We start from the raw sequence: 24,311 nt of genomic DNA on the forward strand, positions 1-24,311 counted from the left end.
TCGATCTGATGAATATCCGGCAATTGCCGTCGCCAGAGGTTCGAGCGACCCGCTCATCTGCCTGGCTCCTCGGCGAGAACGACGCCGATGCCGCGCGCCTTGAGGGCGGCGACGTCAGCTGCCGGCGCATCCGCCTCGAGCACCAAGGTCGAGACGGCTTCGATGCCGACCACCGCATGAGGGGCGGCGGTGCCGAGCTTTTCCGTGGTGACGGCGGCGAGCACCGCGCGGCTCTTCGTTGCGACGAGCCGCTTGAACTCGGCGTCCTCGAAATGAACAGCCGTAAGCCCGGCTTCCGGGTCGGCACCGCAGGCCCCGAGGATGCAGAGATCGGGCCGAAGCAGTTCCGCGTCGCGTTGCGCCCGCGCACCGACCGCCGCGCCGACGGCACGGTCGAGCGTGCCGCCGATCAGGATCAGATCGAGAGCCGGTTTCTCCATCAGGGCAGAAGCGATCAGCGGCGTATTGGTGACGATGGTCGCGGCCAGTTCCGGAGCGATCGCCCGCGCAATCGCCAGATTGGTCGAGCCCGCATCGAGAAAGACGGTCATGCCGCGCTCGATGTAGCCGACACATACCTGCGCCAGCGCGGCCTTGCGCTCGGACGCGATCTGAGCGCGTTCGCTCAAGGAGCGGCCCGCATCCGGCGCAAGGGGCAAGGCGCCACCATAGACACGCTCGCAAAGCCCGGCCGAGGCCATTTCGCGCAGATCCCGGCGTATCGTGTCCTCGGAAACATTGAACTCACGCGCCAGATCGCTCGCGAGGACGCGGCCATGCGTCACCAGGCGTTCGCGGATCGCAGCTTGTCTTTCCCGCAGCAGCAATTCTGTCGTCATTGGCAACCGTGCATAACCGTGCATGAATAGGTGAAAACGTGAATACCACCTTTTGGTAACGACTTCAACCTCCAAGCGTGGAACGGGGCGGAGACCTGTCGGATGTAGCGACAGCCGTTTCGAAGGATTTCTGACCAATAGAAAAAAATATTCATCGGAACAGCCGCTAATTGGTCTTTTATGCGCTCAGACGCGCCGACTTTTGTGCGATCTTCGCCGCAATCCGGATGACGGGCCGGAGAACGACAAGGATGGAAAGAACACGATGAAACTTCTTCCGACGCTTTTCGCTGCCGGCCTCCTGCAGCTCGCCGCCTTTGCGCCGGCCGAGGCCGGCTCCAACCTCAACGAGATCAAGTCCGCCGGCGTGCTGAAGATCGGCACTGAGGGCACCTATGCCCCCTTCACCTTTCACGACGCGAGCGGTGCGCTGGTCGGCTTCGATGTCGAGATCGGCCGGGAAGTCGCCAAGCGGCTCGGCGTCGAGGCCGAATTCCTCGAAGGCAAGTGGGACGGCCTGATCGCCGGCCTCGATGCCAATCGCTACGACGCCGTCATCAATCAGGTCGGCATCACCGAGGAACGCAAGAAGAAATACGACTTCTCCGAGCCCTATATCGCCTCCAAGGCGGTGCTGATCGTCAGGGGCGACAACGAGGAGATCAAGGGCTTCGCCGATCTCGGCGGCAAGAAGGCGGCGCAGTCGCTGACCAGCAATTTCGGCAAGCTCGCCGAAGCATCGGGCGCCGAGCTGGTCGGGACCGAAGGCTTCGATCAGTCGATACAGCTCGTCTTGACCGGTCGCGCCGATGCGACCATCAACGACAGCCTCTCCTTCCTCGATTTCAAGAAGCAGAAGCCCGACGCGAACGTGAAGATCGCCGCCGAAAAGCCCGATGCCGACCATTCTGGAATCATCGTCCGCAAGGGCGAACCGGAACTGCTCGACGCCATCAACAAGGCGCTGGCCGAGATCAAGGCGGATGGCACCTATGCGCAGATTTCGCAGAAATATTTCGGTGCCGACGTTTCCAAGTGATTCTGCGTAACCGCATGAACGACGATCCGCTCCTTGAAGGTTGAAGCGGGATATGGGCGCATACGTTCCCTCATCCCGCTCCAAGGAGCGGATCGCATCTTCTGAAAGGTTTTTCTTTGCCCGACTGGCTCAACCTGATGGCGGAATCGCTGCCGACCCTGCTTTGGGCCGGACTGATCTTCACCATTCCGCTGACGCTGCTTTCCTTCACCCTTGGCCTCCTGCTCGGCCTCGTCACCGCGCTCGTCCGGCTCTTTGCCCCGGCCCCGCTCGTCGCCGTGGCGCGCTTCTATGTGTGGGTGATCCGCGGCACGCCGCTGCTCGTCCAGCTCTTCGTCATCTTCTACGGCCTGCCGAGCCTCGGCATCTTGCTTGACGCCTTTCCAGCCGCGCTGATCGGCTTCACGCTGAATGTCGGCGCCTATTCGTCCGAGATCATCCGCGCCGTCATCTCGTCGGTCCCGCGCGGGCAATGGGAGGCGGCCTACTCGATCGGCATGAGCTGGCCCCAGGCAATGCGCCGCACCATCCTGCCGCAGGCCGGCCGCGTCGCCGTGCCGCCGCTGTCGAACACTTTCATCTCGTTGGTGAAGGACACTTCGCTCGCCGCCGCGATCACCGTGCCCGAACTCTTCCAGACGGCGCAGCGCATCGTCGCCACCACCTATGAGCCGCTGATCCTCTACATCGAGGCCGCCTTGATCTATCTTGTCATGAGTTCCGTGCTTTCGGCCCTACAGGTGAAGCTGGAGCACCGCTTCGCCCGCTATGGCGGCTTCCTGGAGGCGCGCGCATGATCGAGCTCTCGCATATCGTCAAGCGCTTCGGCACCCATACAGTGCTGAACGACATCAGCGTGACGCTGGCGGAGGGCACAGTCACGGCCCTTGTCGGGCCCTCCGGCGGAGGCAAGAGCACGCTTTTGCGCTGCGTCAATCTTCTCGAAATCCCGACCAGCGGCGCCATCCGCCTCGGCGACGAACGGCTGGAATTCGCGCCCGACCGCAAGGTCGGCTGGCAGGCGGTCCAGAAGCTCCGCCGCCAGACCGGCATGGTGTTCCAGAACTTTCAGCTCTTCCCGCACCAGACGGCGATCGGCAACGTCATGGAGGGCCTCGTCACCGTGCTCAGATGGCCCGCGGATCGCGCCCGCGCCCGCGCGCTCGAACTCCTTGAGAAGGTCGGCATGGCCCACAAGGCCGACGCCTGGCCGGCAACGCTCTCTGGCGGCCAGCAGCAGCGCGTCGCGATCGCCAGGGCGCTTGCCCCATCGCCCCGCGTGCTGCTTTGCGACGAACCGACCTCGGCCCTCGATCCGGAGCTGGCGGAAGAGGTGGTCGAGGTGCTTAGCCGGCTTGCCCGCGAAGGCACGACGATGATCATGGCCACCCACGACCTGCGGCTTGCCTCCCGCGTCGCCGAACACGTGATTTTCCTCGACGCCGGAGTCGTCGTCGAAAGCGGACCGCCGAAGACGATCTTCACGACGCCGGAGCGTGAGCGCACCAAGCGGTTCATTGCCTCGCTCAGTGCGCCGATGAGCTATGAGATTTGAGCGCGATAGAAGCGGTCCTTGGCATTTTCATACCCGAAAATGGCTGGTCGGGCGTCGAGCGTGACCCCCTTTACAAAAGTCCTCCAGTAAGGATTTATCCTGTTTTTTAGCAGGAGACTCCCCATGACATTCGAAACTTGGATCGCCTTCACCGCGGCCTCCACGGTACTTCTCATTATCCCTGGCCCCACAATCCTGCTCGTCGTATCCTATGCGCTTGGGCAAGGCTGGCGCGCCGCGTTGCCGATCGCTGCCGGCGTAGCGGTTGGCGACTTCACAGCGATGACGCTGTCGATGCTTGGCGTCGGCGCTCTGCTCATGGCATCGGCGACGGTCTTCACGATCCTGAAGTGGATAGGCGCTGCCTATCTCATCTATCTCGGTGTCAGGCTCTTCCGCGCAGGCGGCGCACTCGACGCCAAGCCGCGCACGGACGTGGCGTCCGCGGCGAAGATGACCGGGCATGCTTGGTTGGTTACCGCACTCAATCCGAAAAGCATTACCTTCTTCGTAGCTTTCCTGCCGCAATTCCTGGACCGTAGCGCGGATTTTCTGGTCCAGATGACCATCTTCGAGGCCACGTTCCTGGCGCTCGCTTTCGCCAATGCTCTTGGCTACGCGCTTGTTGCATCTAGGGCACGAAACGTCGTCCGCAATCCTCGCGCGATCTGCATTTTCAACAAGGCCGGCGGCACGTTACTCGTCGGAGCGGGGGTCGCGACCGTGGCGGTGAGGTCGGGAAGTTAAGTTCGGAACCGACTAAAGGACAGTGAAACGGCCTGCGGCTTCCCGACTCGTTATCGGGAAGCCGCTGTCCATCTTTGCCGGCGCAAGGCGGCTCAGCCGAACACGATGAGCAGGTCCTTCGCGTCAATCTGGTCGCCAGCGCGGACCAGCACCTCGGCGATGACCCCGTCCTTCTCGGCGTGCAGTGCCGTCTCCATCTTCATCGCTTCGATCGACAAGAGCACGTCTCCGGCCTTCACCGCCTGGCCGGTGATGACCGCGACAGTCGAGATGACGCCCGGCATCGGGGCGCCGAGATGGGCGGCGTTGCCGGCTTCGGCCTTGCGGCGGATGGCGGCGGAAGCGCCGTGCGCCCGGTCCGGCACCTTGATCGAACGCGGCTGACCGTTCAGCTCGAAGAACACCTTGACCATGCCCTTCTCGTCGATCTCGCCCTGGGCCTGGTTGAGGATGACCAGCGTCTTGCCCTTCTCGATATCGGCAAAAAGCTCCTCGCCCGGCGCCATGCCGTAGAAATAGGCGGGCGTCGGCAAGACGTTTACCGGACCGTAGGTCTCGCAGGCGACCGCATAGTCGGTGAAGACCTTCGGATACATCAGATAGGAGGCGAACTCGAAGTCGGTCACTTCGCGGCCGAGCTTCTCCTCGATGGTCTTGCGCTCCTGGTCGAGATCGGCCGGCGGCAGAAGCGAGCCCGGCACGGAGGTATAAGACTCCTCGCCCTTCAACACCTTCTTCTGCAAGGCCTGCGGCCAACCGCCCGGCGGCTGGCCGAGATCGCCCTTGAGCATGGAGACGACCGAATCCGGGAAGGCGATGTCCTTCGCCGGGTTCTCGACATCGGCAACGGTCAGGTCCTGGCTGACCATCATCAGTGCCATGTCGCCGACGACCTTGGAAGACGGCGTCACCTTGACGATGTCGCCGAACATCTGGTTGGCGTCCGCATAGGCCTGAGCCACCTCGTGCCAGCGGGTCTCCAGCCCGAGCGAGCGGGCCTGTTCCTTCAAATTGGTGAACTGGCCGCCCGGCATTTCATGCAGGTAGACTTCCGAGGCCGGCCCCTTGAGGTCGCTCTCGAAGGCCGCATATTGGTGGCGCACCGCCTCCCAGTAGAAGGAGATGCGGCGGATCCATTCGGGATTGAGTCCGGGATCGCGCTCCGTGCCGGAAAGCGCCTCGACGATCGAGCCGAGGCAAGGCTGCGAGGTATTGCCCGAAAGAGCATCCATTGCCGCATCGACGATGTCGACGCCGGATTCGACTGCGGCGAGCACCGTGGCAGCGGCAATGCCCGACGTATCGTGGGTGTGGAAGTGGATCGGCAGGTCGGTCGCTTCCTTGAGCGCCTTGAAGAGAACCCGCGCGGCCGCCGGCTTCAGCAGCCCCGCCATGTCCTTGACCGCGATGATGTGGGCACCGGCCTTTTCCAGCTCGGCGGCGAGCGCCGTGTAGTATTTGAGATCGTACTTCGGCCGGGCGGAATTGAGGATGTCGCCGGTATAGCAGATCGCCGCCTCGCAGATCTTGTCCTCCGCGGCGACCGCATCCATCGCGACGCGCATGTTCTCGACCCAGTTGAGGCAGTCGAAGACGCGGAAGACGTCGATACCCCCCTTGGCCGCCTGGCGGACGAAGTATTTGACGACATTGTCCGGATAATTCTTGTAACCGACGCCGTTGGCGCCGCGCAAAAGCATCTGCAGAAGCAGGTTCGGCGCGTCTTCGCGCACCATCGCCAGCCGCTCCCACGGATCCTCCGTCAGAAAGCGCATCGAGACGTCGAAAGTGGCGCCGCCCCAGCATTCGAGCGAGAAGAGGTTGGGCAGAGCCCGGGCATAGGTGCCGGCGATACGGGCGATGTCATAGGTGCGCATGCGGGTCGCAAGCAGCGACTGATGGCCGTCGCGCATTGTCGTGTCGGTGATGAGCACCGGCTTTTGCGCCTTGACCCACTCGGCGAACTTCTTCGGTCCCAGTTCGTCGAGACGCTGCTTGGTGCCCGGCCTTACGCCGCCATCGATGAAGGGCACGACGGGCGCGGCGATATCGTTCGACGGCTTCGGCCGGCCCTTGACTTCCGGATGCCCGTTGACTGTGACGTCGGCGAGATAGGTGAGCAACTTGGTGGCGCGATCCTGGCGCTTGACTTGCTGGAACAGTTCCGGCGTCGTGTCGATGAAGCGCGTCGTATAGCTGTTGTCGCGGAACTTCGGATGGCCGATGATCGCTTCGAGGAAGGTGAGGTTGGTGGCGACGCCGCGGATGCGGAATTCCCTGAGCGCCCGATCCATGCGGCGGATCGCCTCTTCCGGGTTCGGCGCCCAGGCGGTGACCTTCTCCAGGAGCGGATCGTAATAGCGGGTGATGACCGCACCGGAATAGGCAGTGCCGCCGTCGAGCCGGATGCCGAAGCCGGTGGCACCGCGATAGGCGGTGATGCGGCCATAATCCGGAATGAAGTTCTGCTCAGGGTCCTCGGTGGTGATGCGGCACTGCAGCGCATGGCCGTTGAGGCGGATATCCTCCTGGCGCGGCACGCCCGATTCCGGCGTGCCGATGGCATAACCGTCGAGGATATGGATCTGCGCCTTGACGACGTCGATGCCGGTCACCTCCTCGGTCACCGTATGCTCGACCTGGATGCGCGGATTGACCTCGATGAAGTAGAACTTGCCGGTGTCGGCATCCATCAGATACTCGACCGTGCCGGCACCGATATAGTTGGTCGCCCGGGCGATCTTCAGCGAATAGTCGGCGAGTTCCTGGCGCTGCGCCTCGGTGAGATAGGGGGCGGGAGCCCGTTCGACGACCTTCTGGTTGCGGCGCTGGATCGAGCAGTCGCGCTCGAAGAGGTGAACGACGTTGCCATGGGTGTCACCCAAAACCTGGCTTTCGACGTGCCGGGCGCGCTCGACGAGTTTTTCCAGATAGACCTCGTCCTTGCCGAAGGCGGCCTTCGCCTCGCGCTTGGCCTCCGTCACCTCGCGGATCAGGTCCTTGGGATCGCGGATCGCGCGCATGCCGCGGCCGCCGCCGCCCCAGGAGGCCTTCAGCATCACCGGATAGCCGATTTCTTCGGCAAGCCGCGTGATCTCCGCCGGATCGTCCGGCAGCGGATCCGTCGCCGGCACGACCGGCACGCCGATCGAGATCGCCAGGTTGCGGGCGGCCACCTTGTTGCCGAGCTGGCGCATCGTCTCCGGCTTCGGGCCGATGAAAGTGATGCCGTTCTCGGCACAGGCTTCGGCGAATTCCGGGCTCTCTGAGAGGAGCCCGTAGCCGGGATGGATGGCATCGGCGCCGGAAAGCTTGGCGACGCGGATCACCTCGTCGATCGACAGATAGCTCTCGATCGGCCCGAGATCGCGGGGAAGATGCGGACCGCGGCCAACCTGGTAGCTCTCGTCCGCCTTGAAGCGGTGCAGCGCCAGTTTGTCCTCCTCCGCCCATATCGCGACCGTTTCAAGCCCCAGCTCGTTGGCCGCGCGGAAGACGCGGATGGCGATTTCGGATCGGTTGGCAACAAGGATCTTTGAGATGGACAAGTCGGACTCCTCAATAGACTTGAATTCACGGGAATGCTGCACCCGCGAAATGAACTATTAGCGAGTCACGGAATGAAGTGCAATTTCAGATGCGACGCGAATATGACCCGTTTTCTCACGAGATCAGGCCGAGGCGGAAGGCGATGGCGACGGCATGATGGCGGTTCTTCGCCTTCAGCTTTTCCTGAATGCCGTTCATGTACCAGTCGACCGTGTGGCTCGAAATGTCGAGGACCTTGCCGATGTCGTTCGAGGTCATGCCGTCGGCGAGATAGTTCAGCGCCTCCATTTCGCGTCGCGTCATCTGCACTTCGACGCGCGAGACGAGCTCCGCCATGATCTCCGGGTCGGTAAGCTCGAGCAGCTTCCAGAACAGCCGCCTGGCGATCGAGTCGAAGAGGCTCAGTTCCACCGGGGTGAGATCGACCACGCGGCCGCCGACCGTAAGGTTGCCCATGAGCCCGCGTCGCCCGTGCACCGGGAAGATATAGCCGTCGAAGAGGCCGTGATTGCGCGCCTCCACCATCATGCTCTCCATGCGCTTGCGGTGCGGGTCCGAGCGGAAGGCGGCCAGCGTGTCGCGCCAGCGAAATCCGCGCTGGGCGTGACCGAGATAGCGGATGGTCGGATCGATGACGACGTATTTCTTGCGGATGTAGATCTGCGGCCAATTCTCCGGCCAGCGCCCGGCGAGCAGCAGTCGCAGCGGATTTTCGTGAGGCTTCGGCTGACGCACCACGCCATAGAAGTCGAACCCGCAGCGATCGAGCAGCCGCTCGAACTCCGGCAGGATCTCTTCGCGTGTCCTCATCTCCTCCAGAAGCGCCAGAAACTGTACGAGCAACGTGATATTCATGGAACACCTTCAGGTCAGAACAGGCTGCAGCGCCCTGGAATTTCAACATGAATACGCCGTTCAGAAGCCATTCATGTTGCAACCGCGATAATTCTTCTTACCACGCCCGGTTCTGAACGAAACCTGCAAAAAATCGGAGTCGGGGCAAGAGATAGCGAGCTGTGAGCCTTCCCGCCAACCCTCCCATGGCGGCGGACGATCCGGCCTTCTGATCTGCCCCCTTCCGCATTTCCAGCAGGTTTTTTCACGGGACCGTCTCCGCGCGGCTTTGTCGGTTCCCGCATGGCGAAAGCGCCATCGCGCCGGGGCTGGCGAAGACGCATCGCACCTGCCGCACCGCTCGGTCGCGGCGTCCAATCGATGCCCAAAGGGGTGAGACAGTGTCTTTGTTACAGGTGTATGCAAGAGCGCTTCAGTACCTTGCTGTTCACAAGTTCCGCGTCGGGGCGATCGTCATTGCCAATATCGTCCTCGCCGTCATCACGATTGCAGAACCGATCCTGTTCGGTCGCATCATCGACGCGATCTCGTCGCAAAAGGAAGTCACTCCGATGCTGCTCCTGTGGGCGGGCTTCGGGGTGTTCAACACCATTGCCTTCGTGCTCATCTCGCGCGAGGCCGACCGCCTTGCACATGGCCGGCGAGCGACACTCCTGACCCAGGCCTTCGGCCGGATCGTCTCGATGCCGCTCTCCTGGCACAGCCAGCGCGGCACGTCCAACGCGCTGCACACGCTTTTGCGTGCCTGCGAAACCCTCTTCGGCCTTTGGCTCGAATTCATGCGGCAGCACCTTGCGACCGCCGTCGCGCTCGTGCTGCTCGTGCCGACCGCCTTCGCGATGGATGTCCGCCTCTCGATCGTGCTCGTCATCCTCGGCGCCGCCTATGTGGTGATCAGCAAGGTGGTGATGAACCGCACGAAGGAAGGCCAGGCCTCGGTCGAGAACCACTATCATACGGTTTTCTCCCACGTCTCCGACTCGATCAGCAACGTGTCCGTGGTTCACAGCTACAACCGCATCGAGGCGGAAACGCGCGAATTGAAGAAGTTCACCGAACGGCTGCTGTCTGCGCAGTATCCGGTGCTCGACTGGTGGGCGCTCGCAAGCGCGCTCAACCGCATGGCCTCGACCATTTCGATGATGGCGATCCTCGTCATCGGCACCATTCTTGTGCAGCGCGGCGAACTTGGCGTCGGCGAGGTCATCGCCTTCATTGGCTTCGCCAATCTCCTGATCGGCCGCCTCGACCAGATGAAGGCCTTCGCCACCCAGATTTTCGAGGCGCGTGCCAAGCTCGAGGACTTCTTCCAACTCGAAGATGCGGTGCGTGAACGCGAGGAGCCGGCCGGCGCCAAGGAGCTGACCGGCGTCGTCGGAGAGGTGGAATTCCGCGACATCTCCTTCGACTTTGCGAATTCCGCGCAAGGCGTGCGCAACGTCTCCTTTACGGCCAAGGCCGGCCAGACGATCGCCATCGTCGGTCCGACCGGCGCCGGCAAGACGACGCTCGTCAACCTCCTGCAGCGGGTCCATGATCCCAAGCACGGCCAGATCCTGATCGACGGGGTCGACATCTCCACAGTTACCCGCAAGTCGCTGCGCCGTTCGATCGCCACCGTTTTCCAGGATGCCGGCCTGATGAACCGGTCGATCGGCGACAACATTCGGCTTGGCCGTGAAGACGCCACGCTCGAAGAGATCATGGCCGCGGCCGAAGCCGCCGCCGCGAGCGACTTCATCGAAGACCGCGTCCACGGCTACGACACGGTCGTCGGCGAACGCGGCAATCGGCTGTCCGGCGGCGAACGCCAGCGCGTCGCGATTGCCCGCGCCATACTCAAGAACGCGCCGATCCTGGTGCTCGACGAGGCGACCAGCGCCCTCGACGTCGAGACTGAGGCCCGCGTCAAGGACGCGATCGACGCCCTGCGCAAGGACCGCACGACCTTCATCATCGCCCACCGGCTGTCGACGGTGCGCGAGGCCGACCTCGTCATCTTCATGGATCACGGCCGCATCGTCGAGATGGGCGGCTTCAACGAGCTCAGCCGCAGCAACGGCCGCTTCGCAGCCCTCCTGCGCGCCAGCGGCATCCTGACGGACGACGATGTCCGCCGGAGCCTCACCGCGGCGTGAATTGCGACTCCGACGGCGCCGGCTCTTCGGGCGCGGCGCCGTCCCGTTCCAAACGCTGCATGTCCGTCGGATCGACTCGTCTCCAAGGACAAGGACACGCAGCCATTCAAAAGGCCGCAGCGGCTGTAGGCCCGCTGCAGGGTGGGGCGGGGCGCCGAACCCGGATAGGACCGCATGCTGCAAAAGACCTTTCAGAGCGCCAGAGAGCAAATGGGAGCCGTCCGCCCCGGCGCGACGGCCCGTGACACACGCCTCGACGTCTTCCGGGCCCTCTGCCTGCTGACGATCTTCGTCAACCATGTGCCCGGGCAATATCTCGAATATCTCACGCACAAGAACTTCGGCTTTTCCGATTCGGCCGAGGCCTTCGTGCTGATCTCCGGCCTTGCGGTCGGCGCCGCCTATGGACGCAATTTCGTCGCCGGAGCACGGCTCGCTTCGACGCTCAAGGCATGGCGGCGCGCCATGACGCTTTATGTGGCGCACATCATGACGAGCATCGTGACGCTTGCGATCTTTTCCGCCGGCGCGCTCTATTTCGGCCGGCAGGAACTACTCGGCGAGATCAATATCCGCCCCCTCGTCGAGCAGACGGAACAGGGCATCGTCGCCATGGTGCTCCTCGGCCACCAGCTCGGCTACAACAATATCCTGTCCATGTATGCCGTGCTGCTCCTGATGCTGCCGGCCATGCTCTGGCTGAATGCCATCAGTCCCCGCCTGCTGTTTGCGGTCTCGGCAACATTGTGGCTTGCCGCCGGCTGCCTGAAGCTGGTGCCTTACAATTTCCTCGACGAGGGCTACTGGTTCCTCAATCCCTGGTCATGGCAGTTCCTCTTCGTGATCGGCATCCTCTGCATGAACCATGTGCGCGCGGGCGGCGAGCTGCCGCGCAGCCCCTGGCTCATCGGGCTTTCCGCCGCCTATGTCCTCATCTCCGCCTGCTGGGTGCTGTTCTCCTGGTGGAGTATCGACATTTCCTTCGGCCTGCCGGCGGTCCTGACCGGCTTCGACAAAACGTTCCTGTCGCTGACGCGGCTGCTGCACGTGCTGGCGCTCGCCTATCTCCTTGCGGTCATTCCCGGCATCAGCCGACTGGCGCGCCTGCGCGCCGATCACCCGCTGGTGATGATCGGCCGGCACTCTCTTCCGGTTTTCGTCTTCGGAACGATCCTCGCCATGGCGGGACAAGTATTTCTCTTCGTCACCGACAAGGACCCGATCGCCGGCTCGCTCTATGTCATCGCCGGCATCGGTCTGCACTTCGTCTACGCCTACTATCTCGACTGGCTTAAGGACGTGGGAACGGCGAGGCCGCTCGCGGCTGCGTAGTGCGCCTGGGGTCAAAGCCGGGGTCAGGAGCGAAGGTCGGCAAAGCCGGCGTGGATACCCCCTTCTGGCCCTCCGACATTGGCGGGCCAGAAGGGGGTGCTTCGCTGCCATGCTCGGAGCCCTGCGATGCTCGCAAGATCCGAGCAGATCGACTCTCACTCCAGAGCCTCTTCAGGCAACCGTGATGGGCAGTCTGCCCGACCGCTATTTTATTTCGCGTGGTCATAGTGCGCGTGATGCGCCACGCTGGTCGGTAGAGTCTCGATCAACTCCCGAAATGGAGCGGGCTTCAAATCCAATGCATCAAGGGCGGAGGCCGTCGGTGAAGCCCACCGGAACTCCAACTCAGCCTCTCCGTCGCGACTGCGATGTACAATCTCGCTCGAGTGAAACGGAAGAGGTCGCGACAGCACGGTATCGAAGTAAAACCCGATCTCATGTGCTTTGCGTCCGTCCAATTCGAAAAAATTCTCAATGATAAAGCGCAGTGACCCAATGTTCGCCGGGCAACCAATTTCCTCTTCGATTTCCCGCGCCAGTGCCGCGGGGCTCGGCTCGTGAAGTTCGACTCGCCCTCCGGGGAGAGCCCAATATGTATCGCCCGCTGCACGATGGACGAGGATATGTCCATTTGACCAGATCAACGCGCCCACACGAACTTGGAAACGGGAAGCACCCGCATCCATGAGGATCATGGTTCGCGTCATCAGATTCATCGGCTCACTTCTCCTGCCTGGCCTAATGTAAGTCTCCGGCTCAGCTCACGGAGCGCTACGAGCACCTTCCGGACAATCCCGCGAGAAGATGCTCACCCCCAGGAAAAGCCAGCCTCGCCCTTTCGGTGCGAAGCCGGCTCATCTCGAGCTCAGTTCCGGCGACTACAGTAACACGCCCTCATGCGCGTCCTTCGTAAGGCTGTCATTGATGCTGACGATCGGCTTGCCGGTTTTCGGATCGCGGCTGACGGAGATCCGGTGCGTGGCGCCGTTCACCCGGACCTCGGCGGTGTAGCCGTCCCAATGCTCCGGCAGAACCGGCCGAACCGCCAGTCTCTTGCCCTTCTGACCGATGCCGAGAATACCCTCTACGCCGGCCCGGTAGAGCCAGCCGGCCGAACCCGTGTACCAGGTCCAGCCGCCACGGCCGGCAAGCGCTCCTTCGCCATAGATGTCGGCCGCGACCACATAGGGTTCGACCCGGTAATGTTCCGCCTCTTCGCGATTGAGCGCATGCGATACCGGATTCAGCATCTGGAATGCGCGCCAGGCTTCCTCCGCCCGCCCCTGTGCGGCAAAGGCCAGCACGACCCAGGTGCCCGCATGGGTATATTGGCCGCCATTCTCGCGCACGCCCGGCGGATAGGCCTTGATATAGCCCGGATCCTGCTCGGTCTCTTCGAGCGGCGGGGTGAAGAGGCGGACGATGCGTTTCTCCGGATCGACTAGTTCCGCCATGACCGCATCCATCGCGCGCCTGGACCGCTCCGCATCGCCCTCGCCGGAAAGCGTGCTCCAGGACTGGGCAATGGAATCGATCCGGCATTCACCGCCTGTCGCCGAACCGAGCGGCGTGCCGTCGTCATAATAGCCGCGGCGATAGTAGTCGCCGTCCCAGCCGGCCTCCTCCAGAGCCTGCTTCACCACCTCGAGATGCGACTCCCAGAGCGTCACCCGCTTCTCGTCCTGGCGCTCACGCGCATGGGGCAGGAAGGCGCGGAGCGTGCCGGCGAGGAACCAGCCCAGCCAGACGCTCGTCCCCTCGCCCGCTTCGCCGACGCGGTTCATGCCGTCGTTCCAATCGCCGCCAAGGATCAGGGGCAGGCCATTGGCCCCCGTCCGCATGATCGCGAGATCGAGCGCGCGGGCGCAATGCTCGTAAACGTCGCCGATCTCTTCGGCCGGCTCCGGCTTGAAGAAGCTGTCGTGCTGCCCCTCTTCCAGTGCCGGCCCGGTCAGGAAGGCAAGCTCCTCCTCGAGGATATCCGTCGTGCCGATGACGGCGCAATAATGGGCAACCGCATGGGCGAGCCATACGACGTCGTCGGATATCATCGTGCGCACGCCCGCACCCGTTCCCGGCAGCCACCAGTGCTGCACGTCTCCCTCGACGAACTGCCGGGCAGCAGCGTTGAGGATCTGCGCGCGCGCAAGCTCCGGCCGGTGAACGAGGAAGGCCAGCGTATCCTGGAGCTGATCGCGGAAGCCGAATGCCCCGCTCGCCTGATAGAAGGCCGCGCGCGCCATGATCCGGCATCCGAGCGCCTGGTAGGGCAGCCAATGGTTGATCAAATGATCAAAGGCCCGATCCGGCGTCTTGACCTTCACCGTACCGGTGAAATCGGCCCAGAATCCCTTTGCCGTCTCCACTACCGTATCGAAGTCGGCCGCGCGCAATTCTGCAAGGATCGCCTCCACCGCTTCGGCATTGTCGGCATCGCCGAGGAAGAAGGTGATCTGCCGCTCCGCCCCCGGCTCGATGGTAAGATTGCTCGCAAGCGCTGCACAGGCGTCGCCGTCGACCTCGGTCGCGCCGGTAAGGCCCGCCCCCGACAGCACCGCCTGCGGGGCGAGAATGCCGCCGGCCCGACCGAGGAACTCGCGCCGACTCGCCGTGTAGCTCGCAACGTCGCCGTCGGACGCAAAGAACGCCACTCGGCCCGCATAGTCGATGCTGTAGGGATTGGTCGCGAGCAGCGCGGCGGCCGCTTCCTGCCACTCTGTCTCCACGAAGGGTGCCGTGCGGCCGCGATTGTTGCCGAGAACCCATTCGGCATAGCCGTAAAGCCGAAGCCTGCGGGGCGCGGAGCCGCGGTTGCGAAGGGAAATACGGACGAGCTTCGCCGGCAGGGTCGGGTGCACGGCATGCGCCGCCTCGATCTCCAGGCCGTCCTGCGCGCTTCTGAACAGAGAATAGCCGAGCCCGTGGCGCGCCTCGAAAACCGCGGACTTGCGCCGCGACAGTGCCGCATAGGGCGTCATCACCGCGCCACTCTCCAGGTCGCGGATGAAGATCGCCTCGCCCGGCGCATTGACGACCGCATCGTTGGTCCAGGGGGTCAACTGGTAGTCGCGCGAGTTGCGGCTCCAGGTGAAGGCCGCGCCCTCGGCAGAAACGTGGAAGCCGAAGTTCTCGTTGGAGATGACATTGATCCACGGATGTGGCGTCGCCTCGCCGCCTCTGAGCCGCACCACATATTCGCGGCCGTCCTCGGCAAAGCCGCCGAAGCCGTTCCAGAATTCGAGATCGTCGCCGTTAACGGCGGCGGCTGGCCCTGCGGCGCCCTCCTGCATCACCGGCAGCAGCATCTGCGTCGTCTCTTCGCTACTTTCCAGAGGCTTCGCGTAAAGCGAGCTCGCGCGAGCGATCTGGTCGGAGATTGTGCCGTTGCGGGCGTGGAACACGGCGCGCGATGCCGAGATCAGCGTCGACCAGGTCTCCGGTTCCATCAGATCGCGGCGTACCGCGAAGATGTGCTGGCGCGGACCGTCGGAAAGGCCGCGCAGCCGCAAGTTCTCGCACATGGCGTCGAGTGTGTGCTGCAGGTTCTGCGCATAGGACGAGGCGCGCTCGTTGATCACCACCAGATCGGCAGTGATGCCGCGTGCCCGCAGATATTCCTGGGCGCGGAGCGCCTCGCGGGCGATGCCGAGATCGCCGTCGTCGTTGATCCTCAGGCAGAAGATCGGGAAATCGCCCGATATCGCCAACGGCCAGAGTGCCGCCTGCGTGGCAAGCCCCGCCCTCACCGTCGCCGTGTCGGCCCTGAGATGCATGTCCGGATAGACCAGATAGCGGCCGAGCATCTGGAAGGACGCAGCCTCCTTGGAGGTGATGCCCACATGGCGCATCTGCACCTGGCTGCGCGTCCAGGCATGGATCAGCTCGTGATTGAAGGTCTCCGGATGACGATAGCGGTCGATCGCCCGGTCGATGCCCTCGCGGTCGGGGGCAGCGACCGTCCAGAAGATGACGCTTACCTTCTTGCCGGCCGGAACCCGCACGACGCGGCGAAGCGCCATGATCGGATCGAGCGTGAAGCCGTCGGTGCCCGAGAGCGCCGCGCCAGGATCGAAGGCGGCAGCCTCCGAAAGGGTGCGGCCCTGGCCGAGGAAGCGGCGCCGGTCGGTTTCCGCCTGGGTGTGGCGGTCGCTGCCGGCATTGTCCGTGATGAGATGCGCGACCGCGATATCCGGATCGCCCGGGCTGCGCTTGTTGCGCGAGACGCGAATGACGTCGCCCTGGCGGCTGATCTCGGTGCGGATGAACATCTTCGAGAACGCCGGATGCGCGTTGTCGGCCTCCTCCATGGCGAGCACCGGCTCGGCATAGGATGTTACCTCGATGAAGCGGTCTTCCAGCCCCGTGTTGAGCAGAATCACCCGGCGGCCTTCCGCATCGTGTTCTGTGGCGACGATGCACTCGACCTCGCTCGTCAGATCGCCGACGACCTTGACGAACTCGGCCTTGTCATCGCCGAAGCGCGTCAGCGTCTTTTCGCCCGGCGCGCGCCGCGGCTCTGCCGTCGCCGACCACCATTCCCCGCTTACCGTGTCGCGCAGGAAAATGAAGGTTCCGGTCCTGTCTTCCACCGGATCCGGTTTCCAGCGGGTAACCGCCTGCCCGTTCCAGCGGGCATAGCCGGCGCCGGTCGCCGTCAGCATGATCGAGTAGTGGCCGTTCGACAGGAACACCGTTTCGCGGTCCTGCATCAGCGGATCTTCGATGACGCGGACCTCCGGACGCAGGAGATCGGCATGGCCCTTGCCGAGCGATTCCGGCTCGCGCTTGGCGGCCATCACCGGAATGTCGCGCGGCGCCTTCTCCTGCAGCAGAAGCTCGGCGGCCTCGATCACCGGATCGGCATGAAACCACTCGCGCAGTTGTCCATTGAAGACGACGTTTGCGATCGCCGCGATCGACATGCCGTGATGATGCGCATAGTAGTTGCGTACCACCGCGCAAGACTGTCCCTCGGGCACGCGTGTCGGCGTGAAATCGACGGCGTCGTGGTAGCCATAGGGGCCCAGCGCGCCGAGCGCCCTCAGCCGCTCCAGGTTATCGAGCGACGCCCTCGGATCGTACATGCAGGCGAGGATCGACGCATAGGGCGCGATCACCGCGTTCTGGCCGAGGCCGCGCTTGAGGCCGAGCGTCGGAACGCCGAAATTCGTGTATTGGTACGTCAGCTCATGGTCGCGCGCGTTGAACGCGGCCTCGGAGATGCCCCAAGGCGTTCCCAGGCGTCGGCCGTGATTGATCTGCTCCTGCACCACCAGATTGTTGGTCTGGTTGAGAATGCCGCCCTGGCGTTCCTGCATGACGAGCGGCGGCATCAGATATTCGAACATCGAGCCCGACCAGGAGACGAGCGCGCCACGCGCGCCGACCGGCACGACGGGACGGCCGAGCTTGTACCAGTGCTCGGTCGGCAGGTCGCCCTTGGCGATGGCGAAGAGGCTTGTCAGCCGCGCTTCCGACGCGAGCAGGTCGTAGCAGGCCTCGTCGAGTTCGTTGGCGTTCACCCGGTAGCCGATGGAGAGCAGCCGCCGCTCCGGCCGGAACAGAAAACCGAAATCCATCGAGAAGGCGATGTCGCGGGCGCGCTCCTTGAGCACCAGCAGCCGCTGGCGCAGCGCCTCGATCGCGCCGAGGTCGAAGACGCCGTCGGCGATATGGGCTTCGCAGGTCGCCGCCAGCGAACCCGCCCATTTTGCCACCTCGCCGGTCTGCTGGGTGCGCACCTCATGGTCGAGGTTGACCGTCAGCTTGTGAATGTCGCGCGCGAGCACCGCCAGGTTGATCACTCGGATGGATGCGAACTCGCGCTCGCGCTTGACCGAGGCAAGCGCATTCTGGAAGCCGGCGATGCGCTCTTCGATCAAGCGCCGGAGCGGCCGCACGGTCTTGCGGTCGTCGGGCAGTTCCGACAGCAGTTCCGCAAGGATCGCCGCGACGTCGCCGATGCCGTCGAGATTGCCCTGGACATGAGCGGAGGGTGCCTCCGCCCATTCGCGGCACATCGACGAGACCGCGATCAGGTGCCCGGCGAGATTGCCGCTGTCGACGGAGGAGACGTAGCGGGGCTCCATCGTCTCGAGCGTGCGCGTGCGGTACCAGTTGAACAGATGCCCGCGATATTTCGGCATGCGGTCGATCGTCGCGATTGTCTGCTCGAGCCGCGTGATCGTCTCCTCGAAGCCGATCCAGCCAAAGGAACGCGCCGACATCACCGAGAGCAGATAGACGCCGATATTCGTGGGCGAGGTTCGCTCCGCCAAGACCGGCTGCGGCGTTTCCTGGAAATTGTCCGGCGGCAGGAAGTTGCCCTCGGCGGTGACGAAGGTCTCGAAATAGCGCCAGGTCCGCCGGGCGATCTTGCGCATGTCGCCGATCGCCTCTTCGGAAACGACGAGTTGGTCCTCCGTCTCGGCCGACTGGCTGACGAACCATGCGACCGCGGGTGAGAACGCCCAAAGCAGGGCAAAGGGAATGCCGATGAAGGGCAATCCGGTGTCCGAGATCGCCGCAAGCGCCAGCGAGACCACGGCCAGCGCCGGGGCCGCCCACATGGCGCGGAAATAGTCACCGATCGATCCGTGGCCGGCGCTTTGGACCTGTGCCGCCGTGCGCCACTCGAGCATCAGCTTGCGGCTGACGAAGGTGCGGTAGATCGAGCGGACGATCGCATCCGCCATCATCGCCGCATTATGGGCAATGAAGACGATGCGGAGCGCAACCTGCGCATTGGCCGCCTGGATTTCCGAGAGCACCGCGTGGATATGGGCTCTCGCGACGATGTCGCTCCGCCGCGGCATCAGCCCCGAGATCAGGGACAGGGTCGGCGCGACGAAAAGGCTGAAGATCAGCACGAGCTGCCAGATCAACGCCTCCATCGGCTCCATGTAGTACCAGCCCATGACCGAGGCGACGAGCCAGGCGACCGGAATGAGCGACCGACGCAGGTTGTCGTACATTTTCCAGCGCCCGAGCATGGAAAGCCCATTGGACGGGTTGAAGATATAGGGCAGCAGCTGCCAGTCGCCGCGCGCCCAGCGATGCTGGCGCGACATCTCCACTTCGTATCGGATCGGGAAATCCTCGACGAGCTCGACGTCGGTGACGAGGGCGCAGCGCGCATAGGAGCCTTCGAGCAGGTCGTGGCTGAGCACGGCATTCTCTTCGACACGGCCCTTCAGCGCCGCTTCGAAGGCATCGACATGATACAGGCCCTTGCCGGTGAAGCTGCCTTCGCCGGTAATATCCTGGTAGACGTCGGAAACCGTGAAGACGTAAGGGTCGATGCCACGACTGGCCGAAAAGATGCGCTGGAAAGCCGAGGCATCGCTGCCGGTGGTGAGAGACGGCGTCACGCGCGGCTGCAGGAGGCTGTAACCGGTCGCGACGTCCTGCGTCGTCGGGTTCACGACCGGCCTGTTGATCGGGTGGTAGAGTTTTCCGACGAGCTTCGTCACCGTGTCGCGCATCAGGCGCGTGTCGGAATCGAGCGTCATCACATATTGCACGCCCTCCGGCACCGTATTGGCACCCTGCAGGAAGGAGGTATCGCGGTCGCCGCGCAAGAGCAGGTTCAGCTCGTGCAGCTTGCCGCGCTTGCGCTCCCACCCCATCCACACGCCCTCGGCCTCGTTGTAGAGGCGCCGGCGATGCAGCAGGAAGAAGCGGGTCTTGCCGTCATAGGCGTAGCGCGCGGCGAGAGAAGCCACTTCGCGCTTGGCATATTCGAGCACGTCGTGATCGGCCGGCGTTTCCTCGACCTTGCTGTCGGCCCAGTCGCTCACCAGGGCGAAATAGATCTCGCCGCGCGGATTGGCGAGGTAATGCACCTCGAGATTGCGCACCAGCTCGTCGACATGGTCGCGCTTGGCGATGAGACAGGGGACCACGACGAGCGTGCGGGCATCTTGCGGAATGCCCTCGAGAAACTCGTAGCCGACAAGCCGTGACGGTTTGACGACCAGCGTGACCAGCGTATTGAACAGGCCCATCGCGCCTTCGGAGGCCGGCAGCGCGAAGAGAAGCAGCATGATCAGCTTGGCGCCGTTCGGAATGTCCATCGGGTCGACGAAGGCGTAGACGGCGACCATCGCCAGCACGGTCAGCAGAATGTTCGGCCCGGCGATCGCAAACCAGTCGAGCTTTCGAATGGGCCGGATGATGCGCTGGAGCGGCGACGGCGAATAGCCGATCCGGCGCTCCAAGTCCTTGCGCCGTTCGCCGACGAGGAAGGCGCCGACATTCGGCTCCTGCAGCGGCGCCTCGACGGCGGCCGCGGCCTTGGCCTCCTCGACCATGTCGATTGCGATCTGGGTGACCTCGTGCTCACTGTAGCCGGAACGGCGGGCGAGCTTCTCAATCGTATCGCGATAGGTGTTGCGCGAGCCGAAATCGAGCGCGGCATAATCGGAACCGGCGCGTAGCGTCGCATCGATCTTGCTGACGCTTTCGAACCAGACGGCCCAGTCCGTGTCGTCGATTTCGCGCAGGCTGCGGATGATGTTGCTCATCGTCGCATTGCCCGACGACAGGCGGTTCTGCTCCGCGACGAGCGCCTCCTCGACGTCGGTGCCGCGGCGCTCGAGCCTCTCCTCGATCCAGCCGATCACCACCCCCGAAGTCTGAGACCCATCGCGCAGGCGGTAGAGAAGCTGGGCGATGAAGGTGTTGTCGGCGGCCAGCGCCTCGTATTCCGCAAGCAGGGCGCGGCACCGTTCCGGTTCGCTCAGGCGGATGATCTGGTCGGCGACGTCATTGGCCTTCTGGCGCATGGCGCGCGAGCGCTCGACGCGGATGGCGATTCGGCGCAGGTTTTCGATGAGGACGAAGCGCAGGATTGACGGCAGTGCCCACAATTCGCCGATCCGAAAGGTCTCGTGCTCCTGGAAGCCCTCGACCATGGCGGTAATGCTTTCCCAGGAAACCGTGCTGTGGGTGTGCGCGACATAGAGCCAGGCGAGCGCCATGGCGCGCGGAATGTCGACGCCGGAGACCGGAAGCGTCGGCAATTGCCGGTAGAACCGACGCGGAAAATCGCGCCGGACCTCCTGGATCGCGTCCTCGACGACGTGATGGTTGTCGAGCAGCCATTCGGCAGCCGGGGTGATCGCAGCGCCCGCCTCGACATCCTGGGCGGTAACCCGGTAGACGCGGAAGATTTCCTTCTCGTTCTCCCGGTGCCGGGCGCGGAACTCGAAAGGGAAAAAGCCCGGCAGAGACTTGACGCCGTTTCGTGCGAGATCGGCACCGCAGGTCCTGAGATCGTCTATCGAGAAATAGCTCGCGCGGATCGAATCATTGTAGTCGATCTGCTTCGCTTCCGGTTCGCGCGGTGGACTGGACGGCGTCGTGTTCTGGAGCATGGGTACGGATTCTGTCTCCAACCGAGCTTCGTCGGCCCGGTTCTCGTTGTTTTGCCGCAATGATCTCGGCCCTGAAGTTTCGAGCGCCGCCGGTGCGTTTCTAGACACGGTCATGTCCCCCATTCGCCGTCATCGTCCTGAAACGGAAGGCCGGTGCAGAGGGGCGTCGGCCGGGACGCGGGGCAATGGTGATCGCAAAGCCGACGGCACGCTCGCTGTCACGGGCCGGGTGATGCATGAAGATGGCATTTTTTAGCCGTAGTGTCAGCGACTTGCAAGGATTGCGAGCGCCGGCGCGGGGGAATTGAGCAGGCTCTGGATCGTGAGAAACCGCACTGTCCACATGCGGCGTCGGATCGATGAACGTCTCTCTCAAGTCAGCCCCTTTCTGGTGCCTGGAAATCCAAGGATCCGGGCGGCGAAAGGCCGTGGAAATGGCCGGCCCGGACGTCTCCCGCCGCGCTGGATCAGCCGACTTGTTCGCTGATCCACTCCCGGAAAGCGCGGCTGATCGGGTTCTCCAATTTGCCTTCCGGAACAACGAGATAATAGCTGTTCTCAGTCTGCATCGGTCGATCAAGAACGATCCGCAGCGTGCCCGCGGCGAGTTCCTGTTCGATGAGATAGCGGGGCAAAAGGGCAAAACCGAGACCTGCGGCCGCCGCTTCGATGACCATGGAAAACTGATCGAAGCGATTGCCGCGATAGGCGCCATGGCTGTCGACGCCGCTCGCCTCGAACCATTGCGCCCAGAGCTTCGGCCTGGTCGCCAGATGCAGCAGCGGACCGTCGCCGATATCTTCAGGCGTTTCGACCGGGCGTGCGGCGCTGAGCGCCGGGCTTGCGACCGGCACGATGACCTCGCTGCAGAGATAGCTGCAGGCGGCGCGCGCCCAGACGGGCTGCCCGTAGTGAATGGCGAGGTCGAAATTCTGTTCCTCGAAATCGAAGGGGGCGGAACGGGAAGCGATATTGAGAACCGTACCGGGATTGCGCCTCAGGAAAGCAGGCAGGCGCGGCACCAGCCAGCGGCTGCCGAAGGTCGGCAGCGACGCGATGGAGAGGCTCGCTTCGGCGCGGGCCGACGCCATGGCGCGCACCATCAATTCCTCGGTCTGGTTGAGCAGGCGGCGGACCTCCGGCAGAAACTTCTCCCCCGCATCCGAGAGGATGACCCGCTGGCGCACCCGCTCGAAGAGAAGCACGCCGAGCTGCGTTTCCAGATCCTTGATCTGGCGGCTGACCGCGCTCTGCGTCAGGTTGAGTTCGGCGGCCGCCTGAGTGAAGCTGCCGTGGCGCGCGGCGCATTCGAAAGCCTGCAGCGTCGTCACGTCGGGGACCAGTCGGCGGCTTAACTTCATTCCGGCCTCGCATCAACATAGTCGGAAGCAGCGCGATCCAAGGCCGTGGCGTTCCGATATGATCAGAAATAAGAATGATCTTGTCCTTCACTCTTAGCGCGAGGCGAGTCCCAGTGAAAGAGAATAGTTTCCTTTCGGCCGACGATATCCGCTCGGCCTTTTCCGCCGCGATGTCCATCATGTACCGGGAAGAGGTCCCGGCCTACGGGACGCTGATGGACCTGGTCGAAAGGGTGAATGCGGAGACGCTCTGCGCCGACGCGCAATTGAAGGAGCGCCTCACGGCGACCGATTCTCTCGAGCGCATCTCGGAGGAGCGGCACGGGGCGATCCGCCTCGGCACGCCCGCGGAGCTTTCGATGATGCGCCGCGTCTTTGCAGTCATGGGCATGTATCCGGTTGGTTACTACGACCTTTCGACCGCCGGCGTGCCGGTGCATTCCACCGCCTTCCGCCCGGTCGGCGAGGCATCGCTGAAGCGCAATCCTTTCCGGGTCTTCACCTCACTCCTGAGATTAGACCTGATCGCCGACGTCACCTTGCGCGCCGAAGCCGAGGCCATCCTCAAGGAGCGCCGGATCTTCACGGAGGGAGCGGTCGAGCTCACCGGAAGAGCCGAGCGCACCGGCGGGCTCGACAAGGCGGACGCGGAACGCTTCGTCGCCGAAGTGCTCGAGACCTTCCGCTGGCACGACCGGGCCAATGTCAGCGCCGATCTTTACAAGCGGCTGCACGACGCTCACCGGCTGATCGCCGACGTCGTCTGCTTCAAGGGGCCGCACATCAACCACCTGACGCCGCGCACGCTCGACATCGACAGGGTGCAGGCGCTGATGCCGGACCATGGCATCGCGCCCAAGGCGGTGGTCGAAGGCCCGCCGACGCGCCAGTGCCCAATCCTGCTGCGCCAGACCTCCTTCAAGGCGCTTGAAGAGGCCGTGTCGTTCCGCGAGGGAGATTGCTGGAAGGCCGGTTCCCACACGGCCCGCTTCGGCGAGATCGAACAGCGCGGAATTGCGCTGACGCCAAAGGGCCGCGGTCTTTACGATCGGCTGCTCGACGAATCGCGCAAAGTCGTTCGCCCCACAGCCGACGGTTCCAATGCCCGGCAATACGAGGCGGCGCTTGCCGAAGCTTTCGCGGCCTTCCCCGACAGCTGGGCCGAAATTCGCGAGGCGGGCCTCGGCTATTTCAGCTATTCTCTGACAGAGAAGGGCCGCCGGATGAAGCTTCCCGGCCGCCGCGATATCGACTCCCTGATCGCCGAAGGCCTCGTTCGGTTCGACCCGATCGTCTACGAGGACTTCCTTCCGGTCAGCGCTGCCGGTATCTTCCAGTCGAACCTCGGCGACGGTGCCCAGCAGGAATTCGTCGCAAGTCCGAACCAGCAACGCTTCGAAGCCGACCTTGGCGCCGCCGTGCTCAACGAATTCGAGCACTATGACGGGATCGAAAGGGCATCGATCGAAAGCTGCCTCGAGGCGCTGACTCCGGCGATCGCAGCGGAATGATACGCCAA

Annotated in this window: 13 protein-coding genes; 7 read left to right on the forward strand and 6 right to left on the reverse strand. The window is 63.7% G+C overall.

Translation table 11 applies throughout. The annotated features are described in order from the left end of the window. Positions 1 to 53: 53 nt before the first annotated feature. A complete protein-coding gene (locus SJ05684_RS15825) occupies positions 54 to 839 on the reverse strand; it encodes a DeoR/GlpR family DNA-binding transcription regulator (protein ID WP_085939007.1) in 786 nt (261 codons plus the stop codon). Positions 840 to 1,104: 265 nt separating this feature from the next. Between SJ05684_RS15825 and SJ05684_RS15830 the strand changes: the two genes are divergently transcribed. The 4 genes from SJ05684_RS15830 to SJ05684_RS15845 all read left to right on the forward strand — a co-directional run bounded on the left by SJ05684_RS15830 (position 1,105) and on the right by SJ05684_RS15845 (position 4,180). Continuing rightward, entirely contained in the window at positions 1,105 to 1,878 is a 774-nt protein-coding gene (locus SJ05684_RS15830; RefSeq protein ID WP_034852856.1) for an amino acid ABC transporter substrate-binding protein, read from the forward strand. 116 nt (positions 1,879 to 1,994) lie between these two features. Next, positions 1,995 to 2,675 carry an ABC transporter permease subunit gene (locus SJ05684_RS15835; RefSeq protein WP_034852761.1) on the forward strand — a complete coding sequence of 227 codons (681 nt, stop codon included), beginning with the start codon at positions 1,995 to 1,997 and terminating at the stop codon, positions 2,673 to 2,675. Then, entirely contained in the window at positions 2,672 to 3,433 is a 762-nt protein-coding gene (locus tag SJ05684_RS15840; RefSeq protein ID WP_034852760.1) for an amino acid ABC transporter ATP-binding protein, read from the forward strand. The genes SJ05684_RS15835 and SJ05684_RS15840 overlap by 4 nt, the downstream gene beginning before the upstream one ends. A 123-nt stretch (positions 3,434 to 3,556) precedes the next feature. Then, positions 3,557 to 4,180: a LysE family translocator gene (locus SJ05684_RS15845; protein WP_034852757.1), complete on the forward strand. Its 624-nt coding sequence runs from the start codon at positions 3,557 to 3,559 to the stop codon at positions 4,178 to 4,180. A gap of 92 nt (positions 4,181 to 4,272) precedes the next feature. On the opposite strand, the gene pyc is transcribed toward SJ05684_RS15845, so the two are convergent. Together pyc and SJ05684_RS15855 are read right to left on the reverse strand one after the other, a co-directional pair. Continuing rightward, a complete protein-coding gene (pyc, locus tag SJ05684_RS15850) occupies positions 4,273 to 7,728 on the reverse strand; it encodes a pyruvate carboxylase (RefSeq protein ID WP_034852755.1) in 3,456 nt (1,151 codons plus the stop codon). 115 nt (positions 7,729 to 7,843) lie between these two features. Beyond that, positions 7,844 to 8,584: a helix-turn-helix transcriptional regulator gene (locus SJ05684_RS15855; RefSeq protein ID WP_034852753.1), complete on the reverse strand. Its 741-nt coding sequence runs from the start codon at positions 8,582 to 8,584 to the stop codon at positions 7,844 to 7,846. 380 nt (positions 8,585 to 8,964) lie between these two features. Here SJ05684_RS15855 and SJ05684_RS15860 point away from each other — a divergent pair, with 380 nt between their 5' ends. Next, on the forward strand, positions 8,965 to 10,722 hold the full coding sequence (locus SJ05684_RS15860; protein ID WP_034852750.1) for a glucan ABC transporter ATP-binding protein/ permease: 1,758 nt from the start codon (positions 8,965 to 8,967) through the stop codon (positions 10,720 to 10,722). Positions 10,723 to 10,896: 174 nt separating this feature from the next. Next, positions 10,897 to 12,054: an OpgC family protein gene (locus tag SJ05684_RS15865; protein WP_034852749.1), complete on the forward strand. Its 1,158-nt coding sequence runs from the start codon at positions 10,897 to 10,899 to the stop codon at positions 12,052 to 12,054. Between the two features lie 209 nt (positions 12,055 to 12,263). Here SJ05684_RS15865 and SJ05684_RS15870 read toward each other — a convergent pair whose 3' ends face one another. The 3 genes from SJ05684_RS15870 to SJ05684_RS15880 all read right to left on the reverse strand — a co-directional run bounded on the left by SJ05684_RS15870 (position 12,264) and on the right by SJ05684_RS15880 (position 22,792). Continuing rightward, positions 12,264 to 12,770, reverse strand: a complete 507-nt coding sequence (locus tag SJ05684_RS15870; RefSeq protein WP_034852747.1) for an NUDIX hydrolase — start codon at positions 12,768 to 12,770, stop codon at positions 12,264 to 12,266. Between the two features lie 162 nt (positions 12,771 to 12,932). Further along, a complete protein-coding gene (gene ndvB / locus SJ05684_RS15875; RefSeq protein WP_034852745.1) occupies positions 12,933 to 21,545 on the reverse strand; it encodes a cyclic beta-(1,2)-glucan synthase in 8,613 nt (2,870 codons plus the stop codon). A gap of 353 nt (positions 21,546 to 21,898) precedes the next feature. Then, the gene (locus tag SJ05684_RS15880; RefSeq protein WP_034852743.1) at positions 21,899 to 22,792 is read right to left on the reverse strand and encodes a LysR family transcriptional regulator; all 894 of its coding nucleotides are present in this window, start codon (positions 22,790 to 22,792) and stop codon (positions 21,899 to 21,901) included. Positions 22,793 to 22,905: 113 nt separating this feature from the next. Here SJ05684_RS15880 and hglS point away from each other — a divergent pair, with 113 nt between their 5' ends. Then, complete coding sequence (gene hglS, locus SJ05684_RS15885; protein ID WP_034852741.1) at positions 22,906 to 24,303, forward strand: 2-oxoadipate dioxygenase/decarboxylase HglS; 1,398 nt, start codon at positions 22,906 to 22,908, stop codon at positions 24,301 to 24,303. The last annotated feature ends 8 nt before the right edge of the window (positions 24,304 to 24,311 follow it).

The sequence above is a fragment of the Sinorhizobium sojae CCBAU 05684 genome, from assembly GCF_002288525.1.
GTDB classification, from domain to species: domain Bacteria; phylum Pseudomonadota; class Alphaproteobacteria; order Rhizobiales; family Rhizobiaceae; genus Sinorhizobium; species Sinorhizobium sojae.